Source organism: Caballeronia sp. HLA56 (assembly GCF_054655155.1).
In genome coordinates this window covers 2,339,982-2,366,981 of the sequence record NZ_BAAHOB010000005.1, presented here as the reverse complement: position 1 = coordinate 2,366,981, position 27,000 = coordinate 2,339,982, and the positions used below count along the sequence as shown (strand labels likewise).

The window sequence follows — 27,000 nt, the reverse complement described above, 5'->3', positions numbered from 1 at the left end:
AAGCGGGGGCGCGCCGCATGCAACACAGGAGACACTAATAATGAGTCAAGCGATCGAAGTCAAAGTGCCGGACATCGGCGATTTCAAGGACATTCCCGTGATCGAGGTTCTGGTCAAGGTGGGCGATGTCGTTGAACAGGAACAGTCCCTCGTCACGCTGGAATCCGACAAGGCCACCATGGATGTACCGAGCTCCTCCGCGGGCACGGTCAAGGAAGTAAAAGTCAAAGTGGGCGATAACGTGTCGGAAGGCACGTTGATCGTCGTATTGGAAAGCGGCGCTTCCGCGCCCGCCAAAACCGACGCGCCCGCCAAGCAGGAAGCGCCGGCCGGCACGACCACGCAGTCGCAACCCGCGCAAGCCGCTCAGGCTTCGAGCGGCGGCGGATCGGTGGAAGTGAAGGTGCCGGATATCGGCGACTTCACGGATATCCCGGTCATCGAAATCGGCGTGAAGGTTGGCGACAAGGTGGAGAAGGAGCAGTCGCTCGTCACGCTCGAATCCGACAAGGCGACCATGGATGTGCCTTCGCCTGCCGCCGGCACCGTCAAGGAATTGAAGGTCAAGCTCGGCGATACGGTGTCAGAAGGCACGCTGATTCTGATTCTCGAAGGCGGCGAAAGCAGCCCGGCCGCTTCCGCGCCGAAGCAGGAAGCGCCGAAGCAGGAAGCGCCGAAGCCGGTCGAAGCGCCGCCCGATGCGCCCGCCAAACCCGCGCCCGCGCCCGCCCAGCCGTCCGCGCTCGCACAGGCGCCCGCTATTCCCGCAGGCGATGGCACACGCACGTCGAGCCACGCGTCGCCTTCGGTGCGCAAGTTCGCGCGCGAACTCGGCGTCGATGTCACGCGTGTGCGCGGTTCCGGTCCGAAAGGCCGCATCACGCAAGGCGACATCACCGCGTTCGTGAAGGGCGTCATGTCGGGTCAGGGAGCAGCGCCCGCCGCGGTTGCCGCACCGGCTGGCGGCGGTGGCGACCTCAACTTGCTGCCGTGGCCGAAGATCGACTTCACGAAGTTCGGTCCTGTCGATCCAAAGCCGCTGTCGCGCATCAAGAAGATCTCGGGTGCGAACCTGCATCGCAACTGGGTGATGATCCCGCACGTCACGAACAACGACGAAGCGGACATCACCGAGCTCGAAGCGCTGCGCGTGAAGCTGAACAAGGAAAACGAGAAGTCGGGCATCAAGATCACGATGCTGGCTTTCGTCATCAAGGCAGTGGTTTCCGCGCTGAAGAAATTCCCGACCTTCAACGCGAGTCTCGACGGCGACAACCTCGTCTTCAAGAAGTATTTCCACGTTGGCTTCGCGGCCGATACACCGAACGGCCTCGTCGTCCCGGTGATCCGCGACGCCGACAAGAAAGGCTTGATGGATATCGCGAAGGAGATGACGGATCTCTCGAAGCTCGCGCGCGAAGGCAAGCTGAAGCCGGACCAGATGCAAGGCGGCTGCTTCTCGATTTCTTCGCTGGGCGGCATCGGTGGCACGAACTTCACACCGATCATCAACGCGCCGGAAGTGGCCATCCTGGGTCTGTCGCGTGGCGCGATGAAGCCGGTGTGGGACGGTAAGCAGTTCGTGCCGCGCCTTACGTTGCCGCTGTCGCTGTCGTATGACCACCGCGTCGTCGACGGTGCGGAGGCGGCGCGCTTCAACGCCTATCTCGCGGGCATTCTGGCGGACTTCCGCCGGGTGATTCTCTAAAAAAGTGGCGCGTGTCTTCCTCGCTCGATTGTGCGGGCAAGACACGTGAGACGCTGGGACCGGCGCGTGCTTCGGTGCGCGCGCCTGCTCCAACCGCTCTTCTTCGCCATCATCTTGCATGGGACCCGGGTCAGGCGCTTCAGGCACCGGCTCTGGTCGACATAGGGGACAAATATGAGTCTCGTCGAACTAAAAGTACCCGACATCGGCGACTTCTCCGATGTCGATGTCATCGAAGTCAATATCAAGCCCGGCGACGCCATCGAAAAGGAACAGGGCGTCATCACGCTCGAAACCGATAAGGCCACCATGGAAGTGCCCGCCGACCAGGCAGGCACGATCAAGGAAGTGAAGGTCAAGCAAGGCGACAAAGTCTCGCAAGGCTCGGTCATCGCGATGATCGAGACCGAAGGCGCGAGCGCCGCTGCAGAACCGAAGGCCGAAGCGCCGAAGGAAGCGTCGTCCGCAAAGCCGGCTGCACCCGCGCCCGCGGCGTCGGGCGGCGGCGCACAGGACGTGAAGGTGCCGGATATCGGCGACTTCAAGGACATTCCGGTCATCGAGATCCATGTGAAGCCGGGCGATACGGTCGAGAAGGAGCAATCGCTCGTCACGCTCGAATCCGACAAGGCGACCATGGATGTGCCTTCGCCCGCCGCGGGCACCGTGAAAGAACTGAAGGTGAAGCTGGGCGACAACGTCTCCGAAGGCAGCGTGATTCTGACGCTCGAAGGTCAGGGCGGAGGCGTGAGCGAAGTGCCGACCAAGCCGACGGCCGCGCAACCGCAGCCCGCCGAAAAGGCGAGCGCCGCGCCCGCGCCGAAGGCAGGCAGTTATTCGGGCAGCGCGGATGTCGAGTGCGACATGCTCGTGCTCGGCGCAGGCCCCGGCGGCTATTCGGCGGCGTTCCGCGCAGCGGATCTCGGCATGAGCACCGTGCTTGTCGAACGCTATGCGACCCTGGGCGGCGTGTGTCTGAACGTCGGCTGCATTCCGTCGAAGGCGCTGCTGCATACGGCGCTCGTGCTCGACGAAGCCAAGCATCTCGAATCGCACGGCATCACGTTCGGCAAGCCGAGCATCGATCTGGACAAGCTGCGCGGCTTCAAGGAAGGCGTCGTCAAGAAGCTGACCGGCGGTCTCGCGGGCATGGCGAAGGCGCGCAAGGTACAGGTGGTGACGGGCGTCGGTACGTTCGTCGATCCGAACCACATGGAAGTGCAGGGCGACGGCGGCAAGAAGGTCGTCAAATTCAAGAAGGCGATCATCGCGGCGGGTTCGCAGGCGGTGAAGTTGCCGTTCTTCCCGGACGATCCGCGCGTGGTCGACTCGACCGGCGCGCTCGAACTGCGTCAGATTCCGAAGCGCATGCTGGTGGTGGGCGGCGGAATCATCGGGCTGGAAATGGCGACGGTTTATGCGTCACTCGGCTCCGAAATCGATGTCGTCGAAATGCTCGACGGTCTGATGATGGGCGCCGACCGCGATCTCGTGAAGGTCTGGGAGAAGTACAACGCGAAGCGCTTCGCCAACGTCATGCTGAAGACCAAGACGACCAAGGCGGAAGCCAAGGACGACGGCATTTACGTGACGTTCGAGGGCGACAAGGCGCCGACCGAAGCGCAGCGTTACGACCTCGTGTTGCTGGCCGTGGGCCGCAGTCCGAACGGCGGGAAGATCGGCGCGGACAAGGCGGGCGTCGCGGTGACGGATCGCGGCTTCATCAACGTCGACAAGCAACTGCGTACGAACGTCGAGCATATTTTTGCGATCGGCGATCTCGTTGGCCAGCCGATGCTCGCGCACAAGGCCGTGCACGAAGGCCACGTCGCGGCGGAAGCGGCGCATGGCGAGAAGGCGTACTTCGATGCGCTGCAAATTCCGTCGGTGGCTTATACCGATCCGGAAGTGGCGTGGGCCGGCAAGACCGAAGACCAGTGCAAGGCCGAAGGCATCAAGTACGGCAAGGCGGTGTTCCCGTGGGCCGCTTCGGGCCGCGCGATCGCCAATGGTCGCGACGAGGGCTTCACCAAGCTGATTTTCGATGAAGCGACGCATCGCGTGATCGGCGGCGGGATCGTCGGATTGAACGCGGGCGATCTGATCAGCGAAGTGTGTCTCGCGGTCGAGATGGGCGCGGATGCCACGGACATCGGCAAGACCATCCACCCGCATCCGACCTTGGGCGAATCCATCGGCATGGCGGCGGAGTTGTACGAAGGCGTCTGTACGGACTTGCCGCCGCAGCGCAAGAAGTAAGCGGCCGCAAGAGGGTGTCGAGCGAAGCGCGCTTCTTCACGGAAGCGCGCTTTTGCTTTGAACTGCCCGCTCGAATGCGTGAAGCGAAAGCCGTTTTTCCGAACCAACAGACGACAAAAAACCCGGCGCGAGGCCGGGTTTTTCGTGATTCTTGCTTCGTCAACCGGGCGAACCCGGCTTCGAACTTACGCAACCGTCTTCTTGGCGGTGCGCGTAGCTTGTTCGGTCGCTTGCGTAGCGGCCTTCGTGGCGGCCGTGGCGGCTGCGTTGAAGTTGCTTTCAGCGATTTCGACAGCTTGCTTCGTTGCCTTGTGAACCGTTTCGTACGTCGTGTTGGCGGCGGTGATGGCCGACTTCATGACTGCGACTGCGGTTTCCGAACCAGCCGGTGCGTTCTTCGCGACGTTGTCGACGAGCGATTGCACCTTGCGGTTTTGCTCTTCGTACTGAGCTTCAGCAACGCGAGCGAATTCAGCTTGCGTGGACGATGCGATTTCATACAGATGACGGCCGTACGACAGAACCTTCTCGGCGACCGGCTGCGTGAGGCTTGCTTGCAGCGAGAGGAGTTCTTGTGCGTCCTTGACCGACAGCGCGCGCTGGGTGTTCTCCTGGCTTTCGGCCAGGGTCGACTTCACGACTTGCAGATTCAGTTCGACCAGCTTTTCGATACCTTCGAATGCCTTGTTCGTGAGGCCGAACAGCGTGTCGAAGTTAGCTTTTTGTGCGGCGGCGATTTGCTCGGGGGTCAACAGGGTCATCTCAGGCTCCTGATAGTCGACCCATCAACGCGGGTCGTGGTTTGGTAGATCCGGCGCGCCGTTGCGGCCGGTTACTGCAAAGTGCGATTGGTGCGTCGCAACATGAAGCCATTTTAGAGATATTCCGATAGATGTCAAGCGCTTTTTGTGCATTGCACAATAGGCCGAAAGATCTTGTTAAACAATGGCTTAAGTTAGATCTCACTGGCATGCGCTGCTGCGTGGTGAAAACCCTATGCACCGCCGCAGGGCGTGGCGTTGCGAGACGCTCTTAACCGGAAAGGAGCGTTATGAAGGCACGCTAGGAAGACAGAATCATGTCCCGTCGATGCACATGCTGGAAACTCGCATCGGCAAGAAAGATGAGATGTTTCTGTAGTAAGTCCTATTTTTAGGATGACGCCGTACACCAAATTGTTGAAGAGACGTTAACATTTCGACTGTCGGTTGCGTTGTTGTTGTGTTGACGCCGCATCCGTCCACCGCACGCAGCCTTCTTCGAATTTTCGCTTCGCTGTCTTCCAGACCCGAATCCGCGATTCCTGGCTCAAGTTGCAGAAAGTTTTGCCGATAGTGCGCTTGTCGTCCCGTATAAAAGCGCACTGTGGGCAGCACTGCTGCAATGCGCGATCGTTTTTTCCGATCAAAGCGCGCGTTGTGTAACGATAAGCAATCGTGGCTTACAACTCGGTTTAACGAGTGCGGATAAGTGCTTAATATTGCTTAAATTTCGTAGCTTCACTACACTTGGCGGTACTCTCCAGCCGCCCAACAGAACACTAATGAAAACCGAAATGTTTTCGTCGTTTAAGGTGGTTCATGGCGTAGCGCTGCGCTCCGCGTTGTCGATCGCCATTTCCATCGCCGTAGCGACGTCCTTTGCAGCGGCTCCGGCTGAAGCCCTCGCAATAACCGCCACCGCAACCAAATCCGTCAAGAAATCCGCGAAGTCCACTGCTTCCGCCGAGAAGGCCGAAAAGCCTGCTCGTGTGGCGAAGACATCGGCGAAATCGGGCCGTGCCGCCCGCGTAGCCAAGGTCGCCGCCGAAGACGACGACGTACCCCGGGCTTCCCGCAAGCGTCGAGTGAATTACCGCATGGACCCGCGCTCGCGCCGCGCCGCAGTGCACTCGGTGGCGTATCAGCCGCGTGCCACCTCGGTCGGTTCGGCGTTCGGTCTGCATGAAACGCCCGACAGCCTGGCGCTGCGTTCGAGCGTGGCCTATGTGGTGGACCAGAACACGTCCGAAACGCTTTTCGACAAGAATTCGCGCGCGGTCGTGCCTATCGCGTCCATCACCAAGTTGATGACGGCCATGGTCACGCTCGACTCGCACTTGCCGCTCACCGACGAAATGACGGTGACCGACGAAGATCGCGATTACGAGAAGTTCACGGGCTCGCGGCTTGCCGTCGGCTCGGAGCTCAATCGCGAGGATATGCTGCATATCGCGCTCATGGCATCGGAAAATCGCGCGGCGGCCGCGTTGTCGCGCTATTACCCGGGTGGCCGGCCGGCTTTCATCGCGGCAATGAACGCGAAAGCGAAGTCGCTCGGCATGACCGACACGCATTTCGAGAACTCCACGGGTCTCACGAGCCTCAACGTTTCGAGCGCACGCGATCTCGTGAAGATGGTGAACGCGGCGTATCAATATCCGCTCATCCGCAAGTTCTCGACGGATCGCAGCTACGAAGTCTTCACCGGCAAGCGCAATCTCGCCTACAACAGCACGAACGCGCTGGTGCGTAATGCGTCATGGGATATCGGTTTGCAGAAGACCGGCTTCATCAACGAAGCGGGCGAGTGCCTGGTGATGCAGGCAACGGTCAACGGCCGCCCGGTCGTGATCGTGCTGCTCGATTCCTACGGCAAGTATTCGCGTTTCGCGGATGCCGGCCGCCTGCGTTCGTTCCTCGATACGCTCGGCGAACCGCGCATCATGAGTGCGGACATGGGTAGCGGCACGAACCCCTAAGCACGTTTGAATAAGCAGAAAGCCGGATGGGTCTCTCGACCCGTCCGGCTTTTTGTCTTTGAAGCAGCGTTTCTAACGCAAGATTCAGCGTGATGCGGCAGCAACCGGCTCGGGGTGATAACCAAGCGAGCGCGAGATCTCCAGCGCCGTATGACTGAGTTGCTTGAGCCACGCGTCTTGGAGACGATCGGCCGGCGCCGACAACGACAAGCCCGCGACGAGCCGCCCGGTATCGTCGTAAATGCCCGCCGCGATACAGCGCACGCCCAGTTCGAGTTCTTCGTTATCGCGCGCGCAAGCCTGTTGCCGCACGAACGACAGCTCACGTTCCAGCTTCGAAAGATCGGTGATGCTGTTCTGTGTGTGGCCCGAAAGACCCGTGCGCATGGCGTAGGCGCGCACGCGCGTGGTTTCGTCGGCGGCGAGGAAGAGTTTGCCGACCGAAGTCAGATGCAGCGGCGCGCGTCCACCGATCGCGCGCACGACCTGCATGCCGGAGCGTTCGGAATAAGCCCGCTCGATATAGACGATTTCATCGCCCTGACGCACCGAGAGATTGACCGTCTGTCCCGTTTGCCGATGCAGTTCGCGCATCGGCGGCATCGCGGCCTCGCGCACCGAAAGGCGCGCCTTGACCAGATTGCCTAGTTCGAGCAGACGCATGCCAAGCCGATACGTGCCTGGATCGGAGCGGTCCACCAGCCGGCACAGCACCATGTCGTTCAAGATGCGGTGCGCCGTGGAAGGATGCAGATCGGTGCTTTGGGAGAGTTCCTTCAGGCTGACGGGATCGGTGTGGCCGGCAAGCGCGTCCAACAGACGCATCATGCGTTCGATCACCTGAATGGAGGTTTTGGATTCCGGGTTCGTATCGCTCATCGTGGAAATCGGTTGATGCGTCAAACTACGGATGCGCAATTGTATCTCATAATGTGAAAACGCGGTCGGCGGTTGGGGAGTGTCCGAACCACCGCCGCTTCGCGGATAATCGGCGTGCGTCTTAGAAAATCTCGATAAAACAGGAAACGCTCCACCATGCAAGTCGGACTATTCGTCACGTGCCTCATCGATATGATGCGGCCGAAGATCGGCTTTTCGGTCATCAAGCTGATCGAGCGCGCGGGTTTTACGGTGAGCGTGCCGCCCGCGCAAACCTGCTGCGGCCAGCCCGCGTATAACTCCGGCGATCGCAGACTTGCACGCGATCTCGCCGAAAAGACACTGCGGGAATTCGAACAATTCGACTACGTGGTGGTGCCGTCGGGTTCGTGCGGCGGAATGATCTGCGCGCATTATGGCGATCTCTTCCGCGACGATCCGCAACTCATGAATCGCTTCGCGCGCCTGCAACCGCGCGTCTTCGAACTCACCGATTTTCTCGTGAATGTTGCCAAGGCGCGCATGGAGCCCGGTGTGTTCGAAGGCGCCGTGACCTATCACGATTCCTGCTCGGGCCTGCGTGAACTCGGCGTGAAGGCGCAACCGCGCGAATTGCTCGCACAAGCGGGCGTGCCCGTGACCGAGATGGCGGGCTGCGAACATTGCTGCGGTTTCGGCGGCACGTTTGCGGTGAAGTACGGCGACATTTCGACGGCCATCGTCGATGAAAAATGCGCCAACATCAAGGCGAGCGGCGCGGCTACCGTCGTGCTGGGCGATCTCGCCTGCATGCTGAATATAGAAGGGCGCTTGAGGCGCACCGGCGACACGAGCACGCGTGTGCTGCATATCGCGCAAGTGCTTGCCGGCGACGCATCCGACTCCATCCGCAACTGACGAACGAGCGAGCCCATGCAAGTCCAGACGATGCACTTCAAGGCGCGCGCCGGCAGCAAACTCGCCGATGAGCGTCTGCAGCAGAACCTCACCAAGCTCTCGACCAAATTCGTGAGCGCGCGGGCGAGCGCGGTGCTCGATATCGACTTCGAGGCGACGCGCGCCGCGCTAAAGGAGCGCCGCAATCGCGCGCTCGACAACCTCGACGTATGGCTCGAAACCTTCGAACGCGAGGCGACGCGCCGTGGCGCGACCGTGCTCTACGCGGAATCGACGCAGGATGCGGCGCGGTTGGTCGCGGACATCGCGCGCGCGCATGGCGTGAAAAAGGTCATCAAGACCAAGTCGATGGTCTCGGAAGAGATGCAACTGAATCGCGTGCTCGGCGAAATGGGCGTGCAGTCCATCGAAACCGATCTCGGCGAATATATCCTGCAGATCAACGACAACGAGCCGCCGAGCCACATCATTGCGCCCGTGGTTCACAAAGACAAGGAGCAGATCGCCGATCTCTTCGCGAAGACGCACGGCAAGCCGCGTCTCACGGACATTCCCGACATGACCCGCGAGGCGCGCGAAGTGCTGCGCCCGCATTTCATGTCCGCCGATATGGGCGTGACGGGCGGCAACTTTTTGATCGCGGAAACCGGCTCGGTGGCAGTTGTCACGAACGAAGGCAACGAAGGCATGTGTACCGTGATGCCGCGCGTGCATGTCGCGGTGACAGGCATCGAGAAGATTCTGCCGACGCTCGAAGATCTCGCCACCGCAATGCGTCTGCTGCCGCGTTCGGCGACCGGGCAGACCATTTCCAATTACTTCTCACTGCTGACCGGCCCCCGCGCGGCGGCCGAGCAGGACGGGCCCGAGCATATGTATTTCGTGCTCGTCGATGGCGGGCGCACCGGGCTTATCGGCGGCGAGTTTCAGGAGATGCTGCGCTGTATTCGCTGTGGCGCGTGCATGAATCACTGCCCGGTGTATCAGAAGATCGGCGGTCATGCGTATGGCTGGGTTTATCCCGGACCGATGGGTTCGGTGTTGACGCCGGCTTATGTGGGCATCGACAAGGCGCTCGATCTGCCGCAAGCCGCAACGCTATGCGGCGAATGCAACAGCGTGTGCCCGGTGGGCATTCCGCTGTCCGACCTGCTACGTAAACTGCGCGAAAAGCAGACCGAACGCGATCTGCGCCCCTGGACCGAACGCGTGGCGCTCGCCGTGTGGGGTTACTTCGCGCTTCGGCCAGTCGCTTATGCGCTTTTTACGAAACTCGCGGTGCGCGTGCTTGAAGTCATGGGCGGAAAGAGAAAGACGATATCGCGCATGCCATTCGGCGCCGGATGGACCGAAACACGCGATATGCCCGCACCGGTCGGGCGCACCTTCCGCGAACTGTACAAGGCGAAGGGCACCCATCTCGGGTAAGCGTGTTTCCATGAAAGCGACGTGAAAAAAGCCGCGCCGGTTCGACCCGGCACGGCTTTTTAGCGCTCCGCGCAATCGACGCGTTATCCGCCGATCGGCCCGAGCGAGCTTCGCTGGTTGCCGCCGTGTCCGCCACCGCCACCGGCGCCACCGCCTTGATCGCCACCGCGATGGTAGCCGCCATTGCCGCCACCGTTTCCGCCAGGATTCGCGGCGGGCGCCTGCGGACGTCCTGGCGGGACGCCGCCGACGGCTCGCGGCAACGGCGCGCCTCCGCCTGCCTGTTGAGGCGGCGGTCCGCCCACCGGACGGCCTCCACCGGCTTGCGGTGGCTGACCACCACCCGGCTGATGTCCGCCGCCCGCTTGTTGCGGTTGATTATTTCCTTGCGGCGGGCGCCCACGTGGATAGTCCCCGCGATTCCAGTTGCCCGATGGCGGACGACGCCAGCCTGGACCGTCATCCCAATAGCGGCCGGGGCCAGGACCGTAGTAAGCGGGGCCAGGACCGGAGTAGTAGCCGCCGCCCACCGCTACGCCGGGCTGAACGACCACCGGCGCGCCGTACGCGTCGTAGCCATAGCCGGGATCGGCGTAGCCCGCGGCGGGATATCCGCCACCGTAGGATGATCCATCGGGATAGACCGCGCAGCCGCCTAGTACCAAAGCCGATGACGCGATCAAAAGTCCAGCAACTGCGGATTTCATGTCGTTGATTAGTTCGTTGCAGTGATAACAATAAGACACCCGGTGTGCTCCGATGTCCCCAAGAACTTTGTAAGGTTTTATGACGATTGGCCCGTTCTTGTTGCAATTTCAAGCCGTGGGTTGACTACCTTTCGTTGGCCGCCACGCAACGAAGCTTTGCTTTTCAGCGTCTTTTTAAGATGTCGGCGATTCCGTAAAATTCGATAGTCGCTTAGTGGGCATCATTCATGCGCTTGATGCGACGACGAACAGAGGTAATCCCATGAAAAAAACAATATCGACCTATTGGCCGGCCGCGATCCTGTTGCCGCTCGTACTGACGTTCTGCATGCACGCGGGCGAGCCCCGGTTAGCCGTCGACCGTCACGGGCGTTCGGGCGTGGCAAGCGTGAGCGCGGAATTGGCGCGCGCAATTTCCTACGGCTTAGTCGATGACGACGACGCAAGACCCAACGCGCCGGCACGTCCCGAATCGATATAGACGCCGGCGAAACGCCGCGCACAGGCCACAAAAATGGCGCCCTTCATGAGAAGGACGCCATTTTCTTTTGCAGCAAACGCGCGTGCAATGCCTTACTTCAGCACGCTTGCCACTGCGTTGGCGACGACATCGATATTGCGCAGATTCAGCGCAGCCACGCAGATGCGCCCCGTGCTGACCGCATAGATGCCGAATTCTTCCCGCAGACGGTCCACTTGCGGCGCGGTCAGGCCCGAGTACGAGAACATGCCGCGCTGACGGTCGACGAAGGAAAAGTCGCGATCCACGCCAGCGCCCTTCAGACGCTCGACGAGGCCATTACGCATGGCGCGGATACGATCGCGCATCTCGCCCAGTTCCTGTTCCCACAGCGCACGCAGTTCCGGCGATGCCAGCACGGCCGCGACCACCGAGCCACCGTGCGTCGGCGGGTTCGAATAGTTGGTGCGAATCACGCGCTTCAATTGCGACAGCACGCGCGACGACTCTTCCTTACTCGACGTGATGATGGACAGCGCGCCAACGCGCTCGCCATACAGCGAGAACGACTTCGAGAACGACGACGACACGAACACGTTCAGATCCGACGCGGCGAAGAGGCGCACGGCGGCGGCATCGGCTTCGATGTTTTCGCCGAAGCCTTGATACGCGATGTCGAGGAACGGCACGAGGTTGCGCGCCTTCACGACTTCGACGATCTGCGCCCACTGCGCGTCCGTCAGATCCACGCCGGTCGGGTTGTGGCAGCACGCGTGCAGCACGACGATGGTGCCGGCCGCGTAGCCGTTCAGCGCGTCGAGCATGGCCGCGAAGTTCACGCCATGCGTCGCCGCTTCGTAATACGGATAGTTGACGACCTCGAAGCCCGCACCTTCGAAGAGCGCGCGATGGTTTTCCCAGCTCGGGTCGCTGATCGCGACTTTCGCGCCCGGATTCACGCGCTTCAGAAAGTCCGCCCCAATCTTGAGCGCGCCCGTGCCGCCCAGCGCCTGCGCCGTGACGATACGGCCCGAAGCGATCAGCGGCGAGTCGCGGCCGACGAGCAGCGTCTGGACGGCCGAGTCGTACGCGGCGATGCCGTCGATAGGCAGATAGCCGCGCGGCAGCGCTGCATCGACGCGTGCTTTTTCAGCTTCGCGAACGGCGCGCAGAAGCGGAATCTTGCCTTCTTCGTTGGTGTAGACACCAACGCCCAGATTGACCTTGGTCAGGCGCGGGTCGGCGTTGAAGGCTTCGTTGAGGCCCAGAATCGGGTCGCGGGGAGCGAGTTCGACGGCAGAGAAAAGAGACATGATCTATCGGCAGTGGAAGGAAGACGTGCGGCGGGAAGAACGATGCTTGGGCGCTCGAAAAAGCGGCGCTGACGTCGTTGGCGGCGCGGTCGTGCGGGGCGCCCCCTCGAAGCCCAGTCGCATATTGTATCGAATCCGGCGCTGCATTTCGGATCGAGCCTTATTCTATGTACGCGCTTTTTTCTCGCGAGCAAGAATAAGCGCATGGGCGCTGGCCGGTTGAACGCCTTGTCCGGCATGCGCGCAAGCCTCGATTGGACGGCATCGACGGAACAGCGGCGCCGCCTCGCGCGCCATTGCTTGACTTCCACCCAACGGTCCCAACCTGCTCGATTCCGCCTCCGTGAGGCCGCCCGCGCCACTTTCGCCGCAGCCGCTAGAATAGGTGTTTGCTCCGGCGCCGACTAAGAAGATTCCCCTCTCCATGTCCGATACCCTTATCGAAACGCCCGACGCACTGGACGAATCGAAGTTCGCCACGTTCGAAGGCTCGCCGTTTCAGCTCTATCAGCCGTATCCGCCCGCGGGCGATCAGCCCGAGGCCATCAAGACGCTCGTCGAGGGCGTGGACGACGGTCTCTCGTTCCAGACGCTGCTCGGCGTGACCGGCTCGGGCAAGACCTTCACGATGGCCAACGTCATCGCGCGTCTGGGCCGGCCCGCCATCGTTTTCGCGCCCAACAAGACGCTCGCCGCGCAGCTCTACGCCGAATTCCGCGAGTTTTTCCCGCGCAACGCGGTCGAGTACTTCGTCTCGTACTACGACTATTACCAGCCGGAAGCGTATGTGCCGCAGCGCGATCTCTTCATCGAGAAGGATTCGTCGATCAACGAGCATATCGAGCAGATGCGGCTCTCGGCGACCAAGAGCCTGCTCGAACGCCGCGACGTAGTGATCGTGGCGACGGTGTCGGCCATTTACGGTATCGGCAATCCGTCCGAGTATCACAAGATGATCCTCACGCTGCGCGTAGGCGACAAGCTCGGCCAGCGCGATGTCATCGCGCGGCTGATCGCCATGCAATACACGCGCAACGAGGCGGATTTTCAGCGCGGCTCGTTCCGTGTGCGAGGCGACACCATCGACATCTTTCCGGCGGAACACGCGGAAATGGCGGTGCGAGTCGAATTGTTCGACGACGAAATCGAGTCGATGCAGCTTTTCGATCCGCTCACCGGCCGCGTGCGCAACAAGATTCCGCGCTTCACGGTGTATCCGTCGTCGCATTACGTGACGCCGCGCGACACCGTCATGCGCGCGATCGAAACCATCAAGCTGGAACTGCGCGAGCGGCTGGAGTTTTTCCATAGCCAAGGCAAACTCGTCGAGGCGCAGCGGCTCGAACAGCGCACGCGCTTCGACCTGGAAATGCTGCAGGAACTGGGTTTCTGCAAGGGCATCGAGAATTACTCGCGGCATTTCTCGGGCTCGGCGCCCGGCGAACCGCCGCCGACGCTCGTCGACTACCTGCCGCCCGACGCCATCATGTTGCTCGACGAGTCGCACGTGCTGATCGGCCAGTTGAACGGCATGTATAACGGCGACCGCGCGCGCAAGGAAAATCTCGTCGACTACGGTTTCCGCATGCCGTCCGCGCTCGACAACCGGCCGCTCAAGTTCAACGAATTCGAGCGCAAGATGCGCCAGGCCGTGTTCGTCTCCGCGACGCCCGCCGACTACGAACAGAAGAAAGCGGGGCAAGTGGCCGAGCAACTCGTGCGGCCGACGGGTCTCGTCGATCCCGAAATCGAGGTGCGGCCCGCGCGCTCGCAGGTCGACGACGTGCTCTCCGAGATCAACGCGCGCGTCGCGGTGCACGAACGCGTGCTCGTTACCGTGCTCACCAAGCGCATGGCCGAACAGCTGACCGAATTTCTCGCCGATCACGGCGTGAAGGTGCGCTATTTGCACAGCGATATCGACACGGTCGAGCGCGTGGAAATCATCCGCGATCTGCGGCTCGGCACGTTCGATGTGCTCGTCGGCATCAACTTGTTGCGCGAGGGTCTGGATATTCCTGAAGTGTCGCTCGTCGCCATTCTCGACGCGGACAAGGAAGGCTTCCTGCGCGCCGAGCGCTCGCTGATCCAGACAATCGGACGGGCGGCGCGCAACGTGAACGGCAAGGCGATCCTCTACGGCGACAACATGACGGACTCGATGAAACGCGCCATCGACGAAACCGAGCGGCGCCGCGCCAAGCAGGTGGCGCATAACCTCGAGCGGGGCATCACGCCGCGCGGAGTGGAAAAGCGCATCAAGGACATCATCGATGGCGTCTACAACGCCGACGACGCACGCGCCGAACTGAAGGAAGCCCAGACGCGCGCGAAGTTCGAGGACATGACCGAGAAGCAGCTCGCGAAGGAAATCAAGCGGCTGGAAAAGCAAATGATGGATCACGCCAAGAATCTCGAATTCGAAAAGGCGGCGCAGACCCGCGACCAATTGGCGCTGTTACGTCAACGCGTGTTCGGCGCGAACGTGGGCGATCACATCACCGGCATCGGCGGAAAGTAAGGCGAAAGAAAGAAAGTTTTCATCGTTCTGTCTCAAGCGACGCGGCGAGCCGGAAGGCGCACCGCGTTTTTTTATCGGCCGCGAATGGACCGCGAATTGGCTGCAAAGCCCGCCGGAGCCTTGCCGCAGCAGGCTTTTGTAAGCCCGCGCTAATTTGTCCCGAGTGGTGAAGGGTGCTAAACTGACGAACATTGAGAATGGTTCGTATTAACGTTTTCCAGATTCTGGAAGCGGTTTTCTGCTTCGCGCTAACGAACCGGCACCACAGTCATTTTTTTGCGCCGGCGCGCCTTTTTAGAGCGCCGGAGTTCGGTGGAAAGGGCGCGCCAATGTCACGCGCGCCATCGATAACAACAGGAGTGTTTGATGGGTTCAACGTTGATGCGCGGCCTCGTTGCCGCCGCGGGCCTCACGGCGATGATGGCGGCTTCCGCTGCTGAGTATCCGATCGGCAAGCAGCATATCGAAGGCGGCATGGAAACGGGCGCCGTCTATCTGCAGCCAATCACGATGGCGCCGGAAGGCATCATGCGCAAGGCATCGGATTCGGACATCCACCTCGAAGCGGACATTCACGCGGTCAAGAACAACCCGACCGGTTTCGCCGAAGGCGACTGGATGCCCTATCTGAACGTGACGTATGAACTCACGAAAACCGGCTCGACGCAGTCGGTCAAGGGCGACCTGATGGCGATGGTTGCAAGCGACGGCCCGCACTACGGCGACAACGTCAAGCTCTTCGGTCCGGGCAAATATCACCTCAAGCTGCATATCTCGCCGCCTTCCGAAACCGGCCACATGGCGTTCGGCCGTCACGTCGACAAGGAAACCGGCGTGGGTCCGTGGTTCAAGCCGTTCACGATCGAATACGACTTCCCGTTCGCGGGCATCGGCAAGAAGGGCGGGTACTAAGCTCGCGCACGGCGTTCGCGCGTTCCGGCAGGGGTTTGCAGTTTGCTGCGCCGCCGGACGCGTACCAATCAGGAAGTCCGCATGAAATTGAAAAGCCAGCTGATGGCGATGTTGCTCTCGGTCGCAGCGGGTCTTGGCGTGGCGCACGCCGCCGATCTGCCGACCTTCAAGCTCGAAATGAACGACGGCAAGCTGAACCCAGCGCGCATCGAAGTACCGGCGGGGCAGCGCATCAAGATCGAAGTGCATAACGTCGGCAAGGGCGCGGCCGAGTTCGAAAGCGTGCAGTTGCGCAAGGAGAAGGTGCTCGCGCCGGGTGCCGATTCGTTCGTGGTGATCGCGCCGCTCGATCCGGGCGAATACAAGTTCTTCGACGACTTTCATCAGACCGCGCAAGGCGTGATCGTCGCCAAGTAAATGTCTGTGCCGCGCGCGTGTTTCGGTGCGCCCGCGCGGGCAAGTGAAGCAACGCAAAGGGGTTCAAATGGGGCAGGTACTTTTCATCGTCTGGCGTGAGAGCGTCGAAGCTTTGCTGGTCGTCGGCATTCTGTACGCATGGCTGAAGAACGGCGACCAGCAGGCGCGTCGCGGCCTGCCTTATCTGTGGTTCGGCGTGGCTGCGGGGCTGGTTGCCGCCATCGCGCTGGGCGCCGCGCTCATCGGCTTCACGGAAGTGCTGTCCGGCAACGCGCAGGATTACTTCCAGACCGGCATGGTGCTGATCGCGTGCGTGCTCATTGTGCAGATGGTCCTGTGGATGAAGCGTCACGGCCGCACGCTCAAGCGCGACATGGAAAGCTCGCTGCAAAAGAGCACGCAGGACGGACAGTTCTGGGGCATCGCGGTGCTGGTTGCGCTGGCTATCGCGCGTGAAGGCAGCGAGACGGCCGTGTTTCTGTATGGCGTCGGCTTCGGGCAATCGGGACACGTCGATGCTTCGCAGTATCTCGCGATCATCCTCGGCTTCGCGCTCGCGCTCCTGACGTTCTACGTGCTGCAACTCGGCGGCAAGATCTTCTCGTGGCGCTCGTTCTTTCGCGTGACCGAAATCATGCTGCTGTTCCTCGCCGCCGGCCTATTCGAGACGGGCGTCGACAAACTGATCGACATGGAAGTGCTGCCGGTCATCGTCAATCAGGTGTGGAACTCGTCCGCGCTGCTCGACGACTCGAGCACCTTCGGTTCGCTCGTTGCCACCCTCACGGGTTATCGCGCGCATCCGGCGGGCATGAACCTGGTTGCCTACGCGGTCTACTGGATCGTGATCTATCTTCTCCTGCGCCGTTCCAATCATCAGATGGCGCAAAAACAAAAGGCGGCGAGCCGTCCAGCATGAGCTCTGTTCTGCAACGACCCGGCCGGCTGCAACAGGCCGGTCAATGGATGCAACGGCACGGCAACGCGATCCGCGGAATTCAGTGGGTCGTGGTTGCCGTGTACGCGTTTCTGATTCTCGTGCCGGCTGTCATGCCGCTGCCCGATGGCTCGGCGCATTTGTGGAATAACCTCACGCTTGCCGCGCAGTTCGTGTTCTGGGGCATCTGGTGGCCGTTCGTGCTGCTGTCGATGGTCATGCTCGGCCGAGTGTGGTGCGGTGTGCTGTGTCCGGAAGGCGCGCTCACCGAGTTCGCGAGCAAGTTCGGCCGCGGTTGGGCGATTCCGCGCTGGATGCGCTGGGGCGGCTGGCCGTTCGTCGCATTCGGACTCACGACCATCTACGGACAGATGGTGAGCGTCTATCAATATCCGAAAGCCGTGCTGCTCGTGCTCGGCGGCTCGACCGTGGGCGCGATGATCGTCGGCGTGCTGTATGGCCGCGAAAAGCGCGTGTGGTGCAAGTACCTCTGCCCGGTAAACGGCGTGTTCTCGCTGCTCGCACGGCTTGCGCCGTTTCACTACAAAGTCAGCGAAGACGCGTGGCGCCGTTCGTACAAGGAAGGCGAGCACGGGCATCGGGTGATTCCGATCAACTGCGCGCCGCTCGTGCCCCTGCGCAAGATGGAAGGCGCCGCCGACTGCCACATGTGCGGCCGATGCAGCGGCCATCGCGATGCTATCGCGCTCACGTGGCGCTCGCCGTCGGAGGAAGTGGTCGAGCTCGGCAACAAGGCGGCGAATCCGTGGGACACGGCGCTGATTCTGTACGGCTTGCTCGGCATCGCGATCGGTGCGTTCCACTGGACCGTGAGCACATGGTTCGTCGATCTCAAGCAGATCTTCGCGAGCTGGCTGATCGATCACAACATCCTCTGGCCGCTCGATACCAACGCGCCGTGGTTCCTCTTCACGCATTATCCCGAGCAGAACGACGTGTTCTCCTGGCTCGACGGCACGATGGTGATCGGCTATATCGTCGCGACGGGTCTCGTCTACGGCACGGCGCTGCTCGCGCTGCTGGCGCTCGGCACGCGCATGCTCGGCAAGATGAACGCGGCGCGGCTGCATCACCTGACGCTCTCGCTGATTCCGCTCGCGGGATGCGGCGTGTTTCTCGGCTTGTCGGCGACCACGGTCTCGCTCCTGCGCGCGGAGCATCTGCCGCTGTGGTGGGTGACGGACCTGCGCCTCGGGCTGCTTGGCGTCGCCAACTTGTGGAGTGCCTGGCTCGCGTGGCGCGTCTCGGCTCGTTATTCCTCGACGCTTGTTCCGCGCGCACTCACGATGGTATGGTTTGTCGCGGCGCTCGCCGTCGCGGATAGCGCCTGGTATCTGATGTTCTGGGGCTTCAGCCGATAACGCCATTAGGTGAGAATCAAGTGAGAACCAAACCCGTACTGACCGACGAAGACGTCCTGCTGATGGCCGCCGCCGCCGAGGCGCACGCCAAGGCGCACAACTGGAACGTGACCATCGCCATCGTCGATGACGGCGGGCATCTGCTGCATCTGCATCGGCTCGAAGGGACGGGCGCGAGCACGGTCGAGATGGCGACTGGCAAGGCGCGCACCGCCGTGCTCGGCCGGCGCGAAACGAAGGTGTACGAAGACACGATCAAGCAGGGCCGCACCGCGTTTCTGAGCGCGCCCATGACGGCCATGCTCGAAGGCGGCGTGCCGATCTTCGTTGGAACGGATATCGTCGGCGCGGTGGGCGTGTCGGGCGTGAAATCGGATCAGGATGCATCGATCGCGCGGGCGGGCATTGCGGCGCTTGGCATCGAAAACGTCTGAAGCGAGAACGTCGAAGCGCGCGTTCGAATTTTTGAACCTGTCCGCATTTTTGTGTGCGAGGCGGTTAGCGGAGTCACCCGCGTGCGTTGGTGAAACGCTCTCCAAACAGGATGGCAAACTGGTTCATCGCGGACGACCAGTCGAACGCCGCGCGTACTGACTTTGCCAGCACGTTGCGCAATGCCAGCCACAGCAGCTTGATGGCGGCCTCGTCATTGGGGAAGTGGCCGCGTGTCTTGATGATCTTGCGTAGTTGCATGTTCAGACTCTCAATGGCGTTTGTGGTGTAGACGACACGGCGTATGTCCGGCGGAAACACGAAAAACGGTGTGACGTTCTCCCACGCCCGTCGCCACGACTGCACGATAGTCGGATACTTCGCACCCCACGGGCCTTCGGCAAAGGCCTCCAGGGCCTGCTGAGCGGCCTGTTCACTCGCGGCGGCATAGACCGGCCGCAGCGCTGCGGCCACGCTCTTGCGGTCCTTGTAGCTGGCGTACTCCAGACTGTTGCGGATCAGATGCACGATGCAGGTCTGCACGGCCGTGCGCGGGTACGCCGTGCCAATCGCCTCAGCCAGTCCCTTCAGGCCGTCGACCACCGCGATCAGGATGTCCTGGCAGCCCCGGGTCTTCAGTTCGTTGAACACTTTCAGCCAGAACTTCGCCCCTTCGGTCTGTTCGATCCACAGGCCGAGCACATCGCGCTGGCCGTCGGCCTGAATGCCCAGCGCCAGATACACCGCCTTGTTGCTCACCACGCCGTCGCCACGGATCTTCACACGCAGCGCGTCGAAGAACACCACCGGGTACATCGGCTCAAGCGGACGGCTTTGCCAGGCGAGCGCTTCAGCCATGACTTCGTCGGTGACCGAGCTGATGAAATCGGGCGAAACCTCGGTGCCATAGGCTTCGGCCAGAAACGCCTGGATCTCGCGCACACTCATGCCGCGCGCGTACATGGCGATGATGCGCTCGTCGAAACCGGTAAAACGGCGCTCGTGTTTCGGAATCAGGATGGGTTCAAAACTGCCGTCACGATCACGCGGCAGATCGACCCTGAGCGGGCCATAATCGGTGATGAGCGTCTTGCCGCTGGCGCCGTTACGTTCGTTGTCCTGGCCGTCGGGTTTCGGCTGCCCCGCCAGGTAGCCCAGATGCATCTTCATCTCGGCGCCCATTGCGCGCTCGATGAGTGCCTTGTTGAACGCCAGCATCAGGTCCTGGACCTCGGTGGGCGTCATCGGGCCTTTGACCAGGTCATCCAGCAGACCTTCCGGAAGGGCAGGCAGCGGCCCTCGGGCCGCTGCCTGAGAAGCGACGGTGCGTTTCTTCTTCATCGGCATATCCATGACTTTTACCTCTCATAATATGCCTCGCCCACAGAATTACGGATAGGTCCAAATTTTTGCCATAGCCCGCGCACAATAAAAACGGCACGCCTTCGCATTGAAGGCGTGCCGTTCGATCAATCAAAATGCATGGCCTCGTTCGGGCACATGACATCGGCGGGAACCAAAAAAAGCGGCTTCGCTTGCTATCGACGACTGGCTGGTGTTTGCACGAAGGGGTCTAAATTCTCGCGTGCAAGTCGTCCTCGCTGGCTAAGGCCAAACACCTCTTTGGCGAGGTGGTCCCCACAATACACGGTACTGCTGTTCTGCCTTACCTCTTTGCCGCTTACTTCGTCAGGATCAGCTTGCCCAGACGCGTCGCGCGCAACTGATAGGTCTCCCCGTTATGCACGATCGCGATATGACTGCGCCCCTGCAGTAACGTATCGCTGCGCAACGAACGATCGCCGGCTGCATCGGCTGAATCCGTCGATGTCGTCGATGCCCTCACCGACGTCACGGCAGCCGTCTTCGGGCGCGTGATGGCTGCATCGCGAACTGCCGGACGGCGAAGCCTGAGCGTGGTGGATCGCAGCGTGTCGGTCATGTCGTTTGAGTGCGTTCGTTGATTCGATGGGTCTATAGTAAATGATAACTATTCCTATTTGCAACTAGAGTTTCCTATGGATGCGCGGCCGCCATAGCCGCGCTTCATGTAGTACTTGAACTTTCTAGTGCAGGGGTGTTTCGTCGTGGCGCCCGTGCGCATACTGGCGAATCAGCCGCACCGTGTCGATATCCGATTCCCGATAAGCCGACTTGACGATCTCTTTGGTCTGGCGATCGTCAGGCGTCGCGTCGTCGTTTTCGGGCAGGGTAGTGCTGTACGTGAATCGCAGAAACAGTTGCAACTCGTCGGGCTGCTCGATCGCCATGGTCAACGAGCCGCCGACATGTTCGGCAGTCGGCAGGATGTCGTAACGCACGCTGCTATCCGGTGTGAGCGTGACGCGGTCCCGCACCACGGCCTGACCGTAGTGCAACTCGCGCTCCATGACGTCGCCCTCGCGCGAGAGGATGTCGCAGCTATCGAGGCCGAGCACGAAAAGTTGCGGCTGCTCGGCGCGCAGCACGAGTCCTTCCCACAGTTGTTCGCGCGTGAGCGACTCGACGAGCGGATTGGTCGGATCGTTGATCTGGATGAGATGTTCGAAATTCAAAACGACGTTTCCCTGGATAGTTCGATGTACCCGTGCGGGCTGTTTTCAGGAAGTCAGGAAGCGAGCCCCGAGTCGATGCGCACCGCTCCGGACAGAACCTTGTGCATCGGACACGCATTGGCGATTTGCAAGAGGCGTTCCCGCTGTTCGGCATCGAGCGCGCCCGTGAGCGCGATCTGCCTGTCGATGATCGTGCCGTCCGCCGTGCTCTTCATTGACAATTCGACGTGCACCGCTTCGAGCGGCCAACCCTTGCGCTTCGCGTACATGCGAAGCGTGATCGAGGTGCACGCACCCAGGCTCGATAGCAGCAGCGACGCGGGCTCCGGACCGGTATCCGCGCCGCCGAGGCTTGCGGGCTCATCGGCGACCCAGCCATGCGTGCCGTCGCGCAGTTGCACCTGATAGTCGGCAGCGCCGATGCTGGCGGTCACGGAAGATCCGGAAGACATGCGTCGCTCCTATGAATGGCGATGTACGGCAAGAATAGCGGCTCGAATAAGAGCGGCGCGGCACGAACGGTCATTGTGACGCAATGCGCCCGTTCGTGCCGCGCCGTTTCATCGTGCCGATATGGTTCAGCGATGAATACCGCTCGGTGTGCCTAGTGCGTGATCGCGCCCATGCGGCCTGTCTGATAGTCGGTCACGGCCTGGCGAATTTCATCTTCCGTGTTCATGACGAACGGACCGTAGCGCACCACAGGTTCCTTGAGCGGCACGCCGCCGATGAGCAACACTTCGACGGGTTCATCGCCGGCGGCGAGGATGATCGTGTCGCCATCGTCCTTGAACGAGATCATCTGCTGCTTGCGCACCGGTTGACCCTGCGGCCCATAGAGACCGACGCCCGACAACGGATACGCGAACACGCGAAAATCCCGCGGCACGTGATGCTCGACTCTTGCGCCAGGTTGCAGCGAAAAGTGCTGATAAAGAATCGGCGTACGTGTTTCGATGGCGGCTTTCACGCCGAGCGCTTCGCCCGCGATGACCTTCACGCGCACCTTGCCGTCGTCGCTCGTCGCGACGGGAATCTGCGCCGACGCGATCTCTTGATAATGCGGCGTCGTCATCTTGTCGCGCTTCGGCAACTTCACCCACAGTTGCAGGCCGTGCACGCGGCCGCCGCGTCGCGTGAATTCCTCGCCAGGCATTTCGCTATGAATAACGCCCGCGCCGGCGGTCATCCACTGCACGTCGCCCGGACGTAATGTGCCGGAATGGCCGGCCGAATCCTTGTGACCGAACTCGCCTTCGAGCATGTAGGTGACCGTTTCGAAGCCCCGATGCGGATGATCCGGCGCGCCCTTGGCTTCGCCCGGAGCGTAATCGGTCGGGCCCATTTCATCGAAGAGAAGGAACGGGTCGAAGTCCATCAGAAGACGCGTCGGAAACGGGCGATGCACGACGAATCCGCCGCCTTCAACCGTGCGCGTTGCGGGAATGATGCTGGAAATGGTACGGCTCATGATCGGAATGCCTCGCGTCACCAAAAGGGAAATAGCGATATTTGTAGAACGTGGGGATATTATATGTGCCGGATTTAGCGATAAAAGACCTCGTGGCGCAATGGATTGTCCCGCCACGGATAACGAACTCGAACGAACCGAACGTCCCATGAAAGTCGATTCGCACGATCTGAACGATCTGATGTACTTTTCGCACGTCGTCGAACACGGCGGTTTTTCGGCGGCCGAGCGCGTGCTGGGCATCTCCAAGTCGCGCTTGTCGCGGCGCGTGTCGGAGCTGGAGGCGTCGCTAGGCGTGCGCCTTTTGCAGCGCTCCACGCGCAAGCTTGCGCTGACCGAGGCGGGGCAGCTTTTCTATCAACACTGTCAGGCAATGCTCGTGGAGGCGCAGGCCGCCGTCAACGTGGTGCAAAGCCTGCGTGACTCACCGCGTGGCACGGTGCGCGTGAGCGTCCCGGTGACCATCGCGCAGACGTTTCTGTCGGCGGTGATGCCCGACTTCATGCATCGTTTCCCCGAAGTGCGGGTCGTGCTGCGCGTAACCAATCGCGTGGTGGATCTGTTCGAAGACGCGATCGATGTCGCCTTGCGCGTGCGCTCCGAGCCGCCCGTGAGTTCGAACGTGGTCGCGCGCCCGCTGTGGCGCACCGAGCAGATGCTGGTCGCCGCGCCTTCGCTTCTCAAATCGAACGCGCCACCGATGACCGCCGCCGAACTCGCGCAATACGACACGCTCGATGTGCCATCGGCGGATGGCCGCCATGTGTATCGACTGATCGCGCCCGATGGCACGCGTCACGAGTTCGAGCACGAGCCGCGTCTCGTCACCGCCGATCTCTCGATGATCCGCGAAGCCGTCATGCGCGGCGTCGGCATCGCGGCGCTGCCCGAGATGATGTACGGCGCGCCGCTCAGAACCGGCCAGCTTTCGCCCGTGATGCCCGGCTGGACGTTTCCGTCGCCGCAACTCTATGCGGTTTTCCTGACGCGGCAGGGCATGGTCCCGGCCGTACGGGCGTTCGTCGATTTTCTGGTGGAGTCGATCGAAGGCGGCAAACGCTTCCCCGGAGAATGTCCTGTCAACGAACAGCCGGAACGCGAAACGGTTTGATCGCAATCGGCGCGCGGCATCATTTATGTCATTGAAGCGCGCGCTTGCGATGGACAGATTCAATCGCCGAAACCTTGTTTGCGGGAATGGCCGGCGTTATATTGAAATTCCTTTCGCTAAGGAGCTTCTTATGCGGAAACTGACGGCTACTCTGATAGTTAGCCTGATAGGGCTGATCGCGCTGTCCGTGTCAACGACGGCTGCCGCATGTGGCGATTCTTCCGGCTCGGGCTATTCGAGTCCCAAGTAATTGCCTTGCCCGAATGCGCCGAGTGCGCAATAAAAAAGGCCTTCATCCGACGATGAAGGCCTTTTACTTTTTGCGGCTGTGTTGCGCGCTGCTTTAATTGCCGCCGGCTTTCGGTTCGGTCACGAAGCCGATTTTCGTGAGTCCGCCCGCCTGGGCCGCGGACATGAGATCGGCCACGCGTTCGTACGCCACCTTGCGATCCGCGCGCAGATGAATCTCCGGCTGCGGGTTTTGCTGCGAAGCCTGCGCAATGCGCGCCTTGAGCGTCGCGTCGTCGATTTTCTGCTCGTCCCAGACGATCGTGCCATCGGCTTGAATCGCGACATCCACATGCGACGGCTTTTCGTCTTGCGGCTGGCTGCTTGCATGCGGCAGGTCGATCTTCACGGCGTGATGCATCGCGGGGATGGTCACGAGGAAAATGATGAGGAGCACCAGCATGACGTCGACGAGCGGCGTCATGTTGATCTCGCTCATCATGCCGTCGTCTTCATCGCCGGCGAAAGGGCTCATGGCCATCTTGAACCTCCGCTTACGATGCGCGCGTCGCGAGACGCAGGCTTTCGGACGTGGCGTCCTTGGTGCGCTTGGACGACGACAGCTTCGAGCCGGTCACGAAGAAGGCATGCAAGCCGTGCGCGAAGCGGTTCAGCTTCGTCACGACGCTCTTGTTCGCGCGCGTGAGGGCGTTGTAGCCGAGCACGGCAGGGATCGCGACGAAGAGACCGAAGGCCGTCATGATGAGCGACTCGCCCACCGGACCCGCCACTTGGTCGATCGACGTCTGGCCCGTCGCGCCAATTGTCAGGAGCGCGTGATAAATGCCCCAGACAGTACCGAACAGCCCGACGAACGGCGCCGTACTGCCGATCGATGCCAGCACGGCGAGCCCTGCTTGCATGCGGCCGACGCTTTCATCCATGACGTCTTTCAGGCATCGCGTGATCCACTCCGACACATCCATGCGGTCGTGCAGATGCGGCTGCGTCTGATGATGATGCTCGGACGCTTCCTGACCGGCCAGCGCCAGCGCGAGGTACGGGTTGTCAGCCGGATTCGACGACTGGCTGCTGATTTTCTTGATACCGTCGTTGAAGTCGTCGGAATGCCAGAAGGCCTGATCGGCGTTCTTCGTGAGGCGCTTGAGACGCAGCACGTTCCATCCCTTGACGACGATCACGGTCCACGAAAGCACCGACATGATGACGAGCGCCAGCGCGATACCGCGTGTGACGAAGTCGCCTTGCGCCCAGACGTGCGCAATCCCGTAGTTGTTCATTTCCAGTTCCTGTTTCTATAAAAAGCCGGTCAGTCGTTCAGACTGAATACGAATGGCACCGTGGCGGTTGCCCGAATGGCTTCGCCATTCTCTTTGTAAGGACTGCACGCGCTGCTGCGCACGGCGTCGAGCGCCGCGTCGTCGAGGCGCTGCGAGCCGCTGCTCTTTTGCAGCGTCACATTCTCGATTTTGCCCGTAATACCGACCGTCAGCTTGACGAGCGAGGTGCCGGTTTCGCCGCGACGCCGCGACATCGCCGGATAATCCGGCTGCGCGATGTTGCAGCTCAGACGCGCGACGTTCTTTGGCGCGGCCAGATCCATCGTCGGTTTTCCGATCGCGGGCGCGGCCGGCGCGGCGGGCGCTGGCGCGGGCGGTGTCGGGGCCGGCGGTGTGGGATCGGGCGCGGGCGCGGCGATTTGCGAGGGCGTCTCGCGCACCGGCATCGGCGTGGGCTTCGGCTCGACCTTGGGTTTGACCTTCGGTTTGGGCTGCGGCTTTGGAACCGGTTTCGGCGGCTCGGGAGTCGGTGGCGACTGCACGGCGACAGGCTGCGGCGCGGGCGCCGGCGTTTCGCTGATCAGCTGCGCGGTGATCGTCTTCGCTTCGACGGGGCGCGGCAGCGGCTCGCGATGCATGGTGAGCGCCACGCCGAAGAGCGCGGCGTGAATCGCCAGCACGGCGACGCACGCGGCCACCACGCGCGGGTTCAAATTGCTCGGCGTCGTCGTGTCGAATACAGCGGGGGAGGTTGTCGGGGACTGCATTCTTATTCGCTGCTTGCGGTGTTGCCAGTAGCGCGGCCATCGAAGTTACGTAGGTTCGCTGGTTCGGCGCGGAAGAAACCAAACGACATCATTTTCTGAAAATAATGAGGGATATGAATAGAGTGGCCACGAAACCAATCAGCAATTCCATCTTTCCCTCCTTAAGGGCAAAGAGTTGCGTGGCTGGCGTAGGTGATCGGAACCTGGCTTGCGATAAGCGATCAAGAAACCAAGCGGCGCGCTTCGCCGACAGCGGGGCGCCGAGCGCTATCTCGGTCGCGCCCGCGTAACTTCAGGCAGCCTGGCGTTCGTAGAACGTGAGCGGCGCGACTGGCGCATGTTCGCGCTGTTCCATTCCACAGCGCGACGCGCAGACACCGCTCGTCGCCATGACGTTGCGCACGCTTGCTTCGCACTTCCCGCAGCATAGCGCGACCCCAAGCTCGAACTGGAGCTCGTCGAAGGATTTCATTCCATCGGCGATGGCGGAGCGGATCTTACGGTCGGAAACTGCTTTGCAGACACAGACGATCATGGTCGTTCGCGATAGCTTGCGTTAATGCGAATTATTATCA

At 61.5% G+C, this 27,000-nt stretch carries 26 protein-coding genes and 1 pseudogene; 14 read left to right on the top strand and 13 right to left on the bottom strand.

Features of this window, described 5'->3' with window-relative positions; translation table 11 throughout:
- The first annotated feature begins 40 nt into the window (after positions 1 to 40).
- From aceF to lpdA, 3 genes and pseudogenes are all read left to right on the top strand, one after another.
- Positions 41 to 1,708 (top strand): dihydrolipoyllysine-residue acetyltransferase, encoded by a 1,668-nt coding sequence (aceF, locus tag ACYQ47_RS30655; protein ID WP_250464331.1) that lies wholly within the window; start codon positions 41 to 43, stop codon positions 1,706 to 1,708.
- A gap of 174 nt (positions 1,709 to 1,882) precedes the next feature.
- Positions 1,883 to 2,098: pseudogene (locus ACYQ47_RS30650) on the top strand (biotin/lipoyl-containing protein); the annotation flags it as partial.
- Between the two features lie 126 nt (positions 2,099 to 2,224).
- A complete protein-coding gene (lpdA, locus tag ACYQ47_RS30645) occupies positions 2,225 to 3,967 on the top strand; it encodes a dihydrolipoyl dehydrogenase (RefSeq protein ID WP_309845202.1) in 1,743 nt (580 codons plus the stop codon).
- A gap of 185 nt (positions 3,968 to 4,152) precedes the next feature.
- Here the strand turns inward: lpdA and ACYQ47_RS30640 are convergent, their stop codons facing one another.
- A complete protein-coding gene (locus ACYQ47_RS30640) occupies positions 4,153 to 4,728 on the bottom strand; it encodes a phasin family protein (protein ID WP_244827602.1) in 576 nt (191 codons plus the stop codon).
- 782 nt (positions 4,729 to 5,510) lie between these two features.
- Between ACYQ47_RS30640 and pbpG the strand changes: the two genes are divergently transcribed.
- Entirely contained in the window at positions 5,511 to 6,707 is a 1,197-nt protein-coding gene (gene pbpG / locus ACYQ47_RS30635; RefSeq protein ID WP_459908497.1) for a D-alanyl-D-alanine endopeptidase, read from the top strand.
- 84 nt (positions 6,708 to 6,791) lie between these two features.
- Here the strand turns inward: pbpG and ACYQ47_RS30630 are convergent, their stop codons facing one another.
- Entirely contained in the window at positions 6,792 to 7,586 is a 795-nt protein-coding gene (locus ACYQ47_RS30630) for an IclR family transcriptional regulator (protein ID WP_244827604.1), read from the bottom strand.
- A gap of 156 nt (positions 7,587 to 7,742) precedes the next feature.
- Between ACYQ47_RS30630 and ACYQ47_RS30625 the strand changes: the two genes are divergently transcribed.
- Positions 7,743 to 8,483, top strand: a complete 741-nt coding sequence (locus tag ACYQ47_RS30625) for a (Fe-S)-binding protein (RefSeq protein WP_459908494.1) — start codon at positions 7,743 to 7,745, stop codon at positions 8,481 to 8,483.
- Positions 8,484 to 8,498: 15 nt separating this feature from the next.
- Positions 8,499 to 9,911: a lactate utilization protein B gene (locus ACYQ47_RS30620; RefSeq protein WP_459908492.1), complete on the top strand. Its 1,413-nt coding sequence runs from the start codon at positions 8,499 to 8,501 to the stop codon at positions 9,909 to 9,911.
- Positions 9,912 to 9,994: 83 nt separating this feature from the next.
- Here the strand turns inward: ACYQ47_RS30620 and ACYQ47_RS30615 are convergent, their stop codons facing one another.
- Positions 9,995 to 10,618 carry a hypothetical protein gene (locus ACYQ47_RS30615; RefSeq protein WP_244827607.1) on the bottom strand — a complete coding sequence of 208 codons (624 nt, stop codon included), beginning with the start codon at positions 10,616 to 10,618 and terminating at the stop codon, positions 9,995 to 9,997.
- A gap of 262 nt (positions 10,619 to 10,880) precedes the next feature.
- On the opposite strand from ACYQ47_RS30615, the gene ACYQ47_RS30610 reads away from it, so the two are divergent.
- Positions 10,881 to 11,099: a hypothetical protein gene (locus tag ACYQ47_RS30610; protein WP_250464340.1), complete on the top strand. Its 219-nt coding sequence runs from the start codon at positions 10,881 to 10,883 to the stop codon at positions 11,097 to 11,099.
- A 92-nt stretch (positions 11,100 to 11,191) separates the two neighbouring features.
- On the opposite strand, the gene ACYQ47_RS30605 is transcribed toward ACYQ47_RS30610, so the two are convergent.
- Entirely contained in the window at positions 11,192 to 12,391 is a 1,200-nt protein-coding gene (locus ACYQ47_RS30605) for an amino acid aminotransferase (protein WP_459908489.1), read from the bottom strand.
- A gap of 424 nt (positions 12,392 to 12,815) precedes the next feature.
- On the opposite strand from ACYQ47_RS30605, the gene uvrB reads away from it, so the two are divergent.
- The 6 genes from uvrB to ACYQ47_RS30575 all read left to right on the top strand — a co-directional run bounded on the left by uvrB (position 12,816) and on the right by ACYQ47_RS30575 (position 18,994).
- On the top strand, positions 12,816 to 14,912 hold the full coding sequence (gene uvrB / locus ACYQ47_RS30600) for an excinuclease ABC subunit UvrB (protein ID WP_244827610.1): 2,097 nt from the start codon (positions 12,816 to 12,818) through the stop codon (positions 14,910 to 14,912).
- 366 nt (positions 14,913 to 15,278) lie between these two features.
- Positions 15,279 to 15,824, top strand: a complete 546-nt coding sequence (locus tag ACYQ47_RS30595; RefSeq protein ID WP_370652099.1) for an iron transporter — start codon at positions 15,279 to 15,281, stop codon at positions 15,822 to 15,824.
- A gap of 81 nt (positions 15,825 to 15,905) precedes the next feature.
- Positions 15,906 to 16,241 carry a cupredoxin domain-containing protein gene (locus ACYQ47_RS30590; protein WP_250525675.1) on the top strand — a complete coding sequence of 112 codons (336 nt, stop codon included), beginning with the start codon at positions 15,906 to 15,908 and terminating at the stop codon, positions 16,239 to 16,241.
- Positions 16,242 to 16,308: 67 nt separating this feature from the next.
- Entirely contained in the window at positions 16,309 to 17,160 is an 852-nt protein-coding gene (locus ACYQ47_RS30585; RefSeq protein ID WP_244827613.1) for an FTR1 family iron permease, read from the top strand.
- On the top strand, positions 17,157 to 18,560 hold the full coding sequence (locus tag ACYQ47_RS30580) for a 4Fe-4S binding protein (RefSeq protein WP_250508857.1): 1,404 nt from the start codon (positions 17,157 to 17,159) through the stop codon (positions 18,558 to 18,560). The genes ACYQ47_RS30585 and ACYQ47_RS30580 overlap by 4 nt, the downstream gene beginning before the upstream one ends.
- Positions 18,561 to 18,580: 20 nt before the next feature.
- The gene (locus tag ACYQ47_RS30575; RefSeq protein ID WP_244827615.1) at positions 18,581 to 18,994 is read left to right on the top strand and encodes a GlcG/HbpS family heme-binding protein; all 414 of its coding nucleotides are present in this window, start codon (positions 18,581 to 18,583) and stop codon (positions 18,992 to 18,994) included.
- 73 nt (positions 18,995 to 19,067) lie between these two features.
- Here ACYQ47_RS30575 and ACYQ47_RS30570 read toward each other — a convergent pair whose 3' ends face one another.
- The 5 genes from ACYQ47_RS30570 to ACYQ47_RS30550 form a co-directional block, all read right to left on the bottom strand.
- The gene (locus ACYQ47_RS30570; RefSeq protein ID WP_370652123.1) at positions 19,068 to 20,339 is read right to left on the bottom strand and encodes an IS256 family transposase; all 1,272 of its coding nucleotides are present in this window, start codon (positions 20,337 to 20,339) and stop codon (positions 19,068 to 19,070) included.
- A gap of 334 nt (positions 20,340 to 20,673) precedes the next feature.
- A complete protein-coding gene (gene hemP / locus ACYQ47_RS30565; RefSeq protein ID WP_459908484.1) occupies positions 20,674 to 20,934 on the bottom strand; it encodes a hemin uptake protein HemP in 261 nt (86 codons plus the stop codon).
- Between the two features lie 124 nt (positions 20,935 to 21,058).
- Complete coding sequence (locus ACYQ47_RS30560) at positions 21,059 to 21,547, bottom strand: SRPBCC family protein (protein ID WP_459908482.1); 489 nt, start codon at positions 21,545 to 21,547, stop codon at positions 21,059 to 21,061.
- Between the two features lie 53 nt (positions 21,548 to 21,600).
- A complete protein-coding gene (locus ACYQ47_RS30555; RefSeq protein WP_244827618.1) occupies positions 21,601 to 21,999 on the bottom strand; it encodes an OsmC family protein in 399 nt (132 codons plus the stop codon).
- Positions 22,000 to 22,151: 152 nt separating this feature from the next.
- Entirely contained in the window at positions 22,152 to 23,018 is an 867-nt protein-coding gene (locus ACYQ47_RS30550) for a pirin family protein (RefSeq protein WP_459908480.1), read from the bottom strand.
- Between the two features lie 148 nt (positions 23,019 to 23,166).
- Here ACYQ47_RS30550 and ACYQ47_RS30545 point away from each other — a divergent pair, with 148 nt between their 5' ends.
- Positions 23,167 to 24,129 carry a LysR family transcriptional regulator gene (locus ACYQ47_RS30545; protein WP_250464354.1) on the top strand — a complete coding sequence of 321 codons (963 nt, stop codon included), beginning with the start codon at positions 23,167 to 23,169 and terminating at the stop codon, positions 24,127 to 24,129.
- A 343-nt stretch (positions 24,130 to 24,472) separates the two neighbouring features.
- On the opposite strand, the gene ACYQ47_RS30540 is transcribed toward ACYQ47_RS30545, so the two are convergent.
- The 4 genes from ACYQ47_RS30540 to ACYQ47_RS30525 all read right to left on the bottom strand — a co-directional run bounded on the left by ACYQ47_RS30540 (position 24,473) and on the right by ACYQ47_RS30525 (position 26,960).
- Positions 24,473 to 24,898: an ExbD/TolR family protein gene (locus ACYQ47_RS30540; protein ID WP_244827621.1), complete on the bottom strand. Its 426-nt coding sequence runs from the start codon at positions 24,896 to 24,898 to the stop codon at positions 24,473 to 24,475.
- A 13-nt stretch (positions 24,899 to 24,911) separates the two neighbouring features.
- The gene (locus tag ACYQ47_RS30535; protein WP_244827622.1) at positions 24,912 to 25,658 is read right to left on the bottom strand and encodes a MotA/TolQ/ExbB proton channel family protein; all 747 of its coding nucleotides are present in this window, start codon (positions 25,656 to 25,658) and stop codon (positions 24,912 to 24,914) included.
- 29 nt (positions 25,659 to 25,687) lie between these two features.
- Positions 25,688 to 26,425, bottom strand: a complete 738-nt coding sequence (locus ACYQ47_RS30530) for an energy transducer TonB (protein ID WP_244827623.1) — start codon at positions 26,423 to 26,425, stop codon at positions 25,688 to 25,690.
- 292 nt (positions 26,426 to 26,717) lie between these two features.
- Positions 26,718 to 26,960 (bottom strand): (2Fe-2S)-binding protein, encoded by a 243-nt coding sequence (locus tag ACYQ47_RS30525; protein WP_459908476.1) that lies wholly within the window; start codon positions 26,958 to 26,960, stop codon positions 26,718 to 26,720.
- Between the last annotated feature and the right edge of the window lie 40 nt (positions 26,961 to 27,000).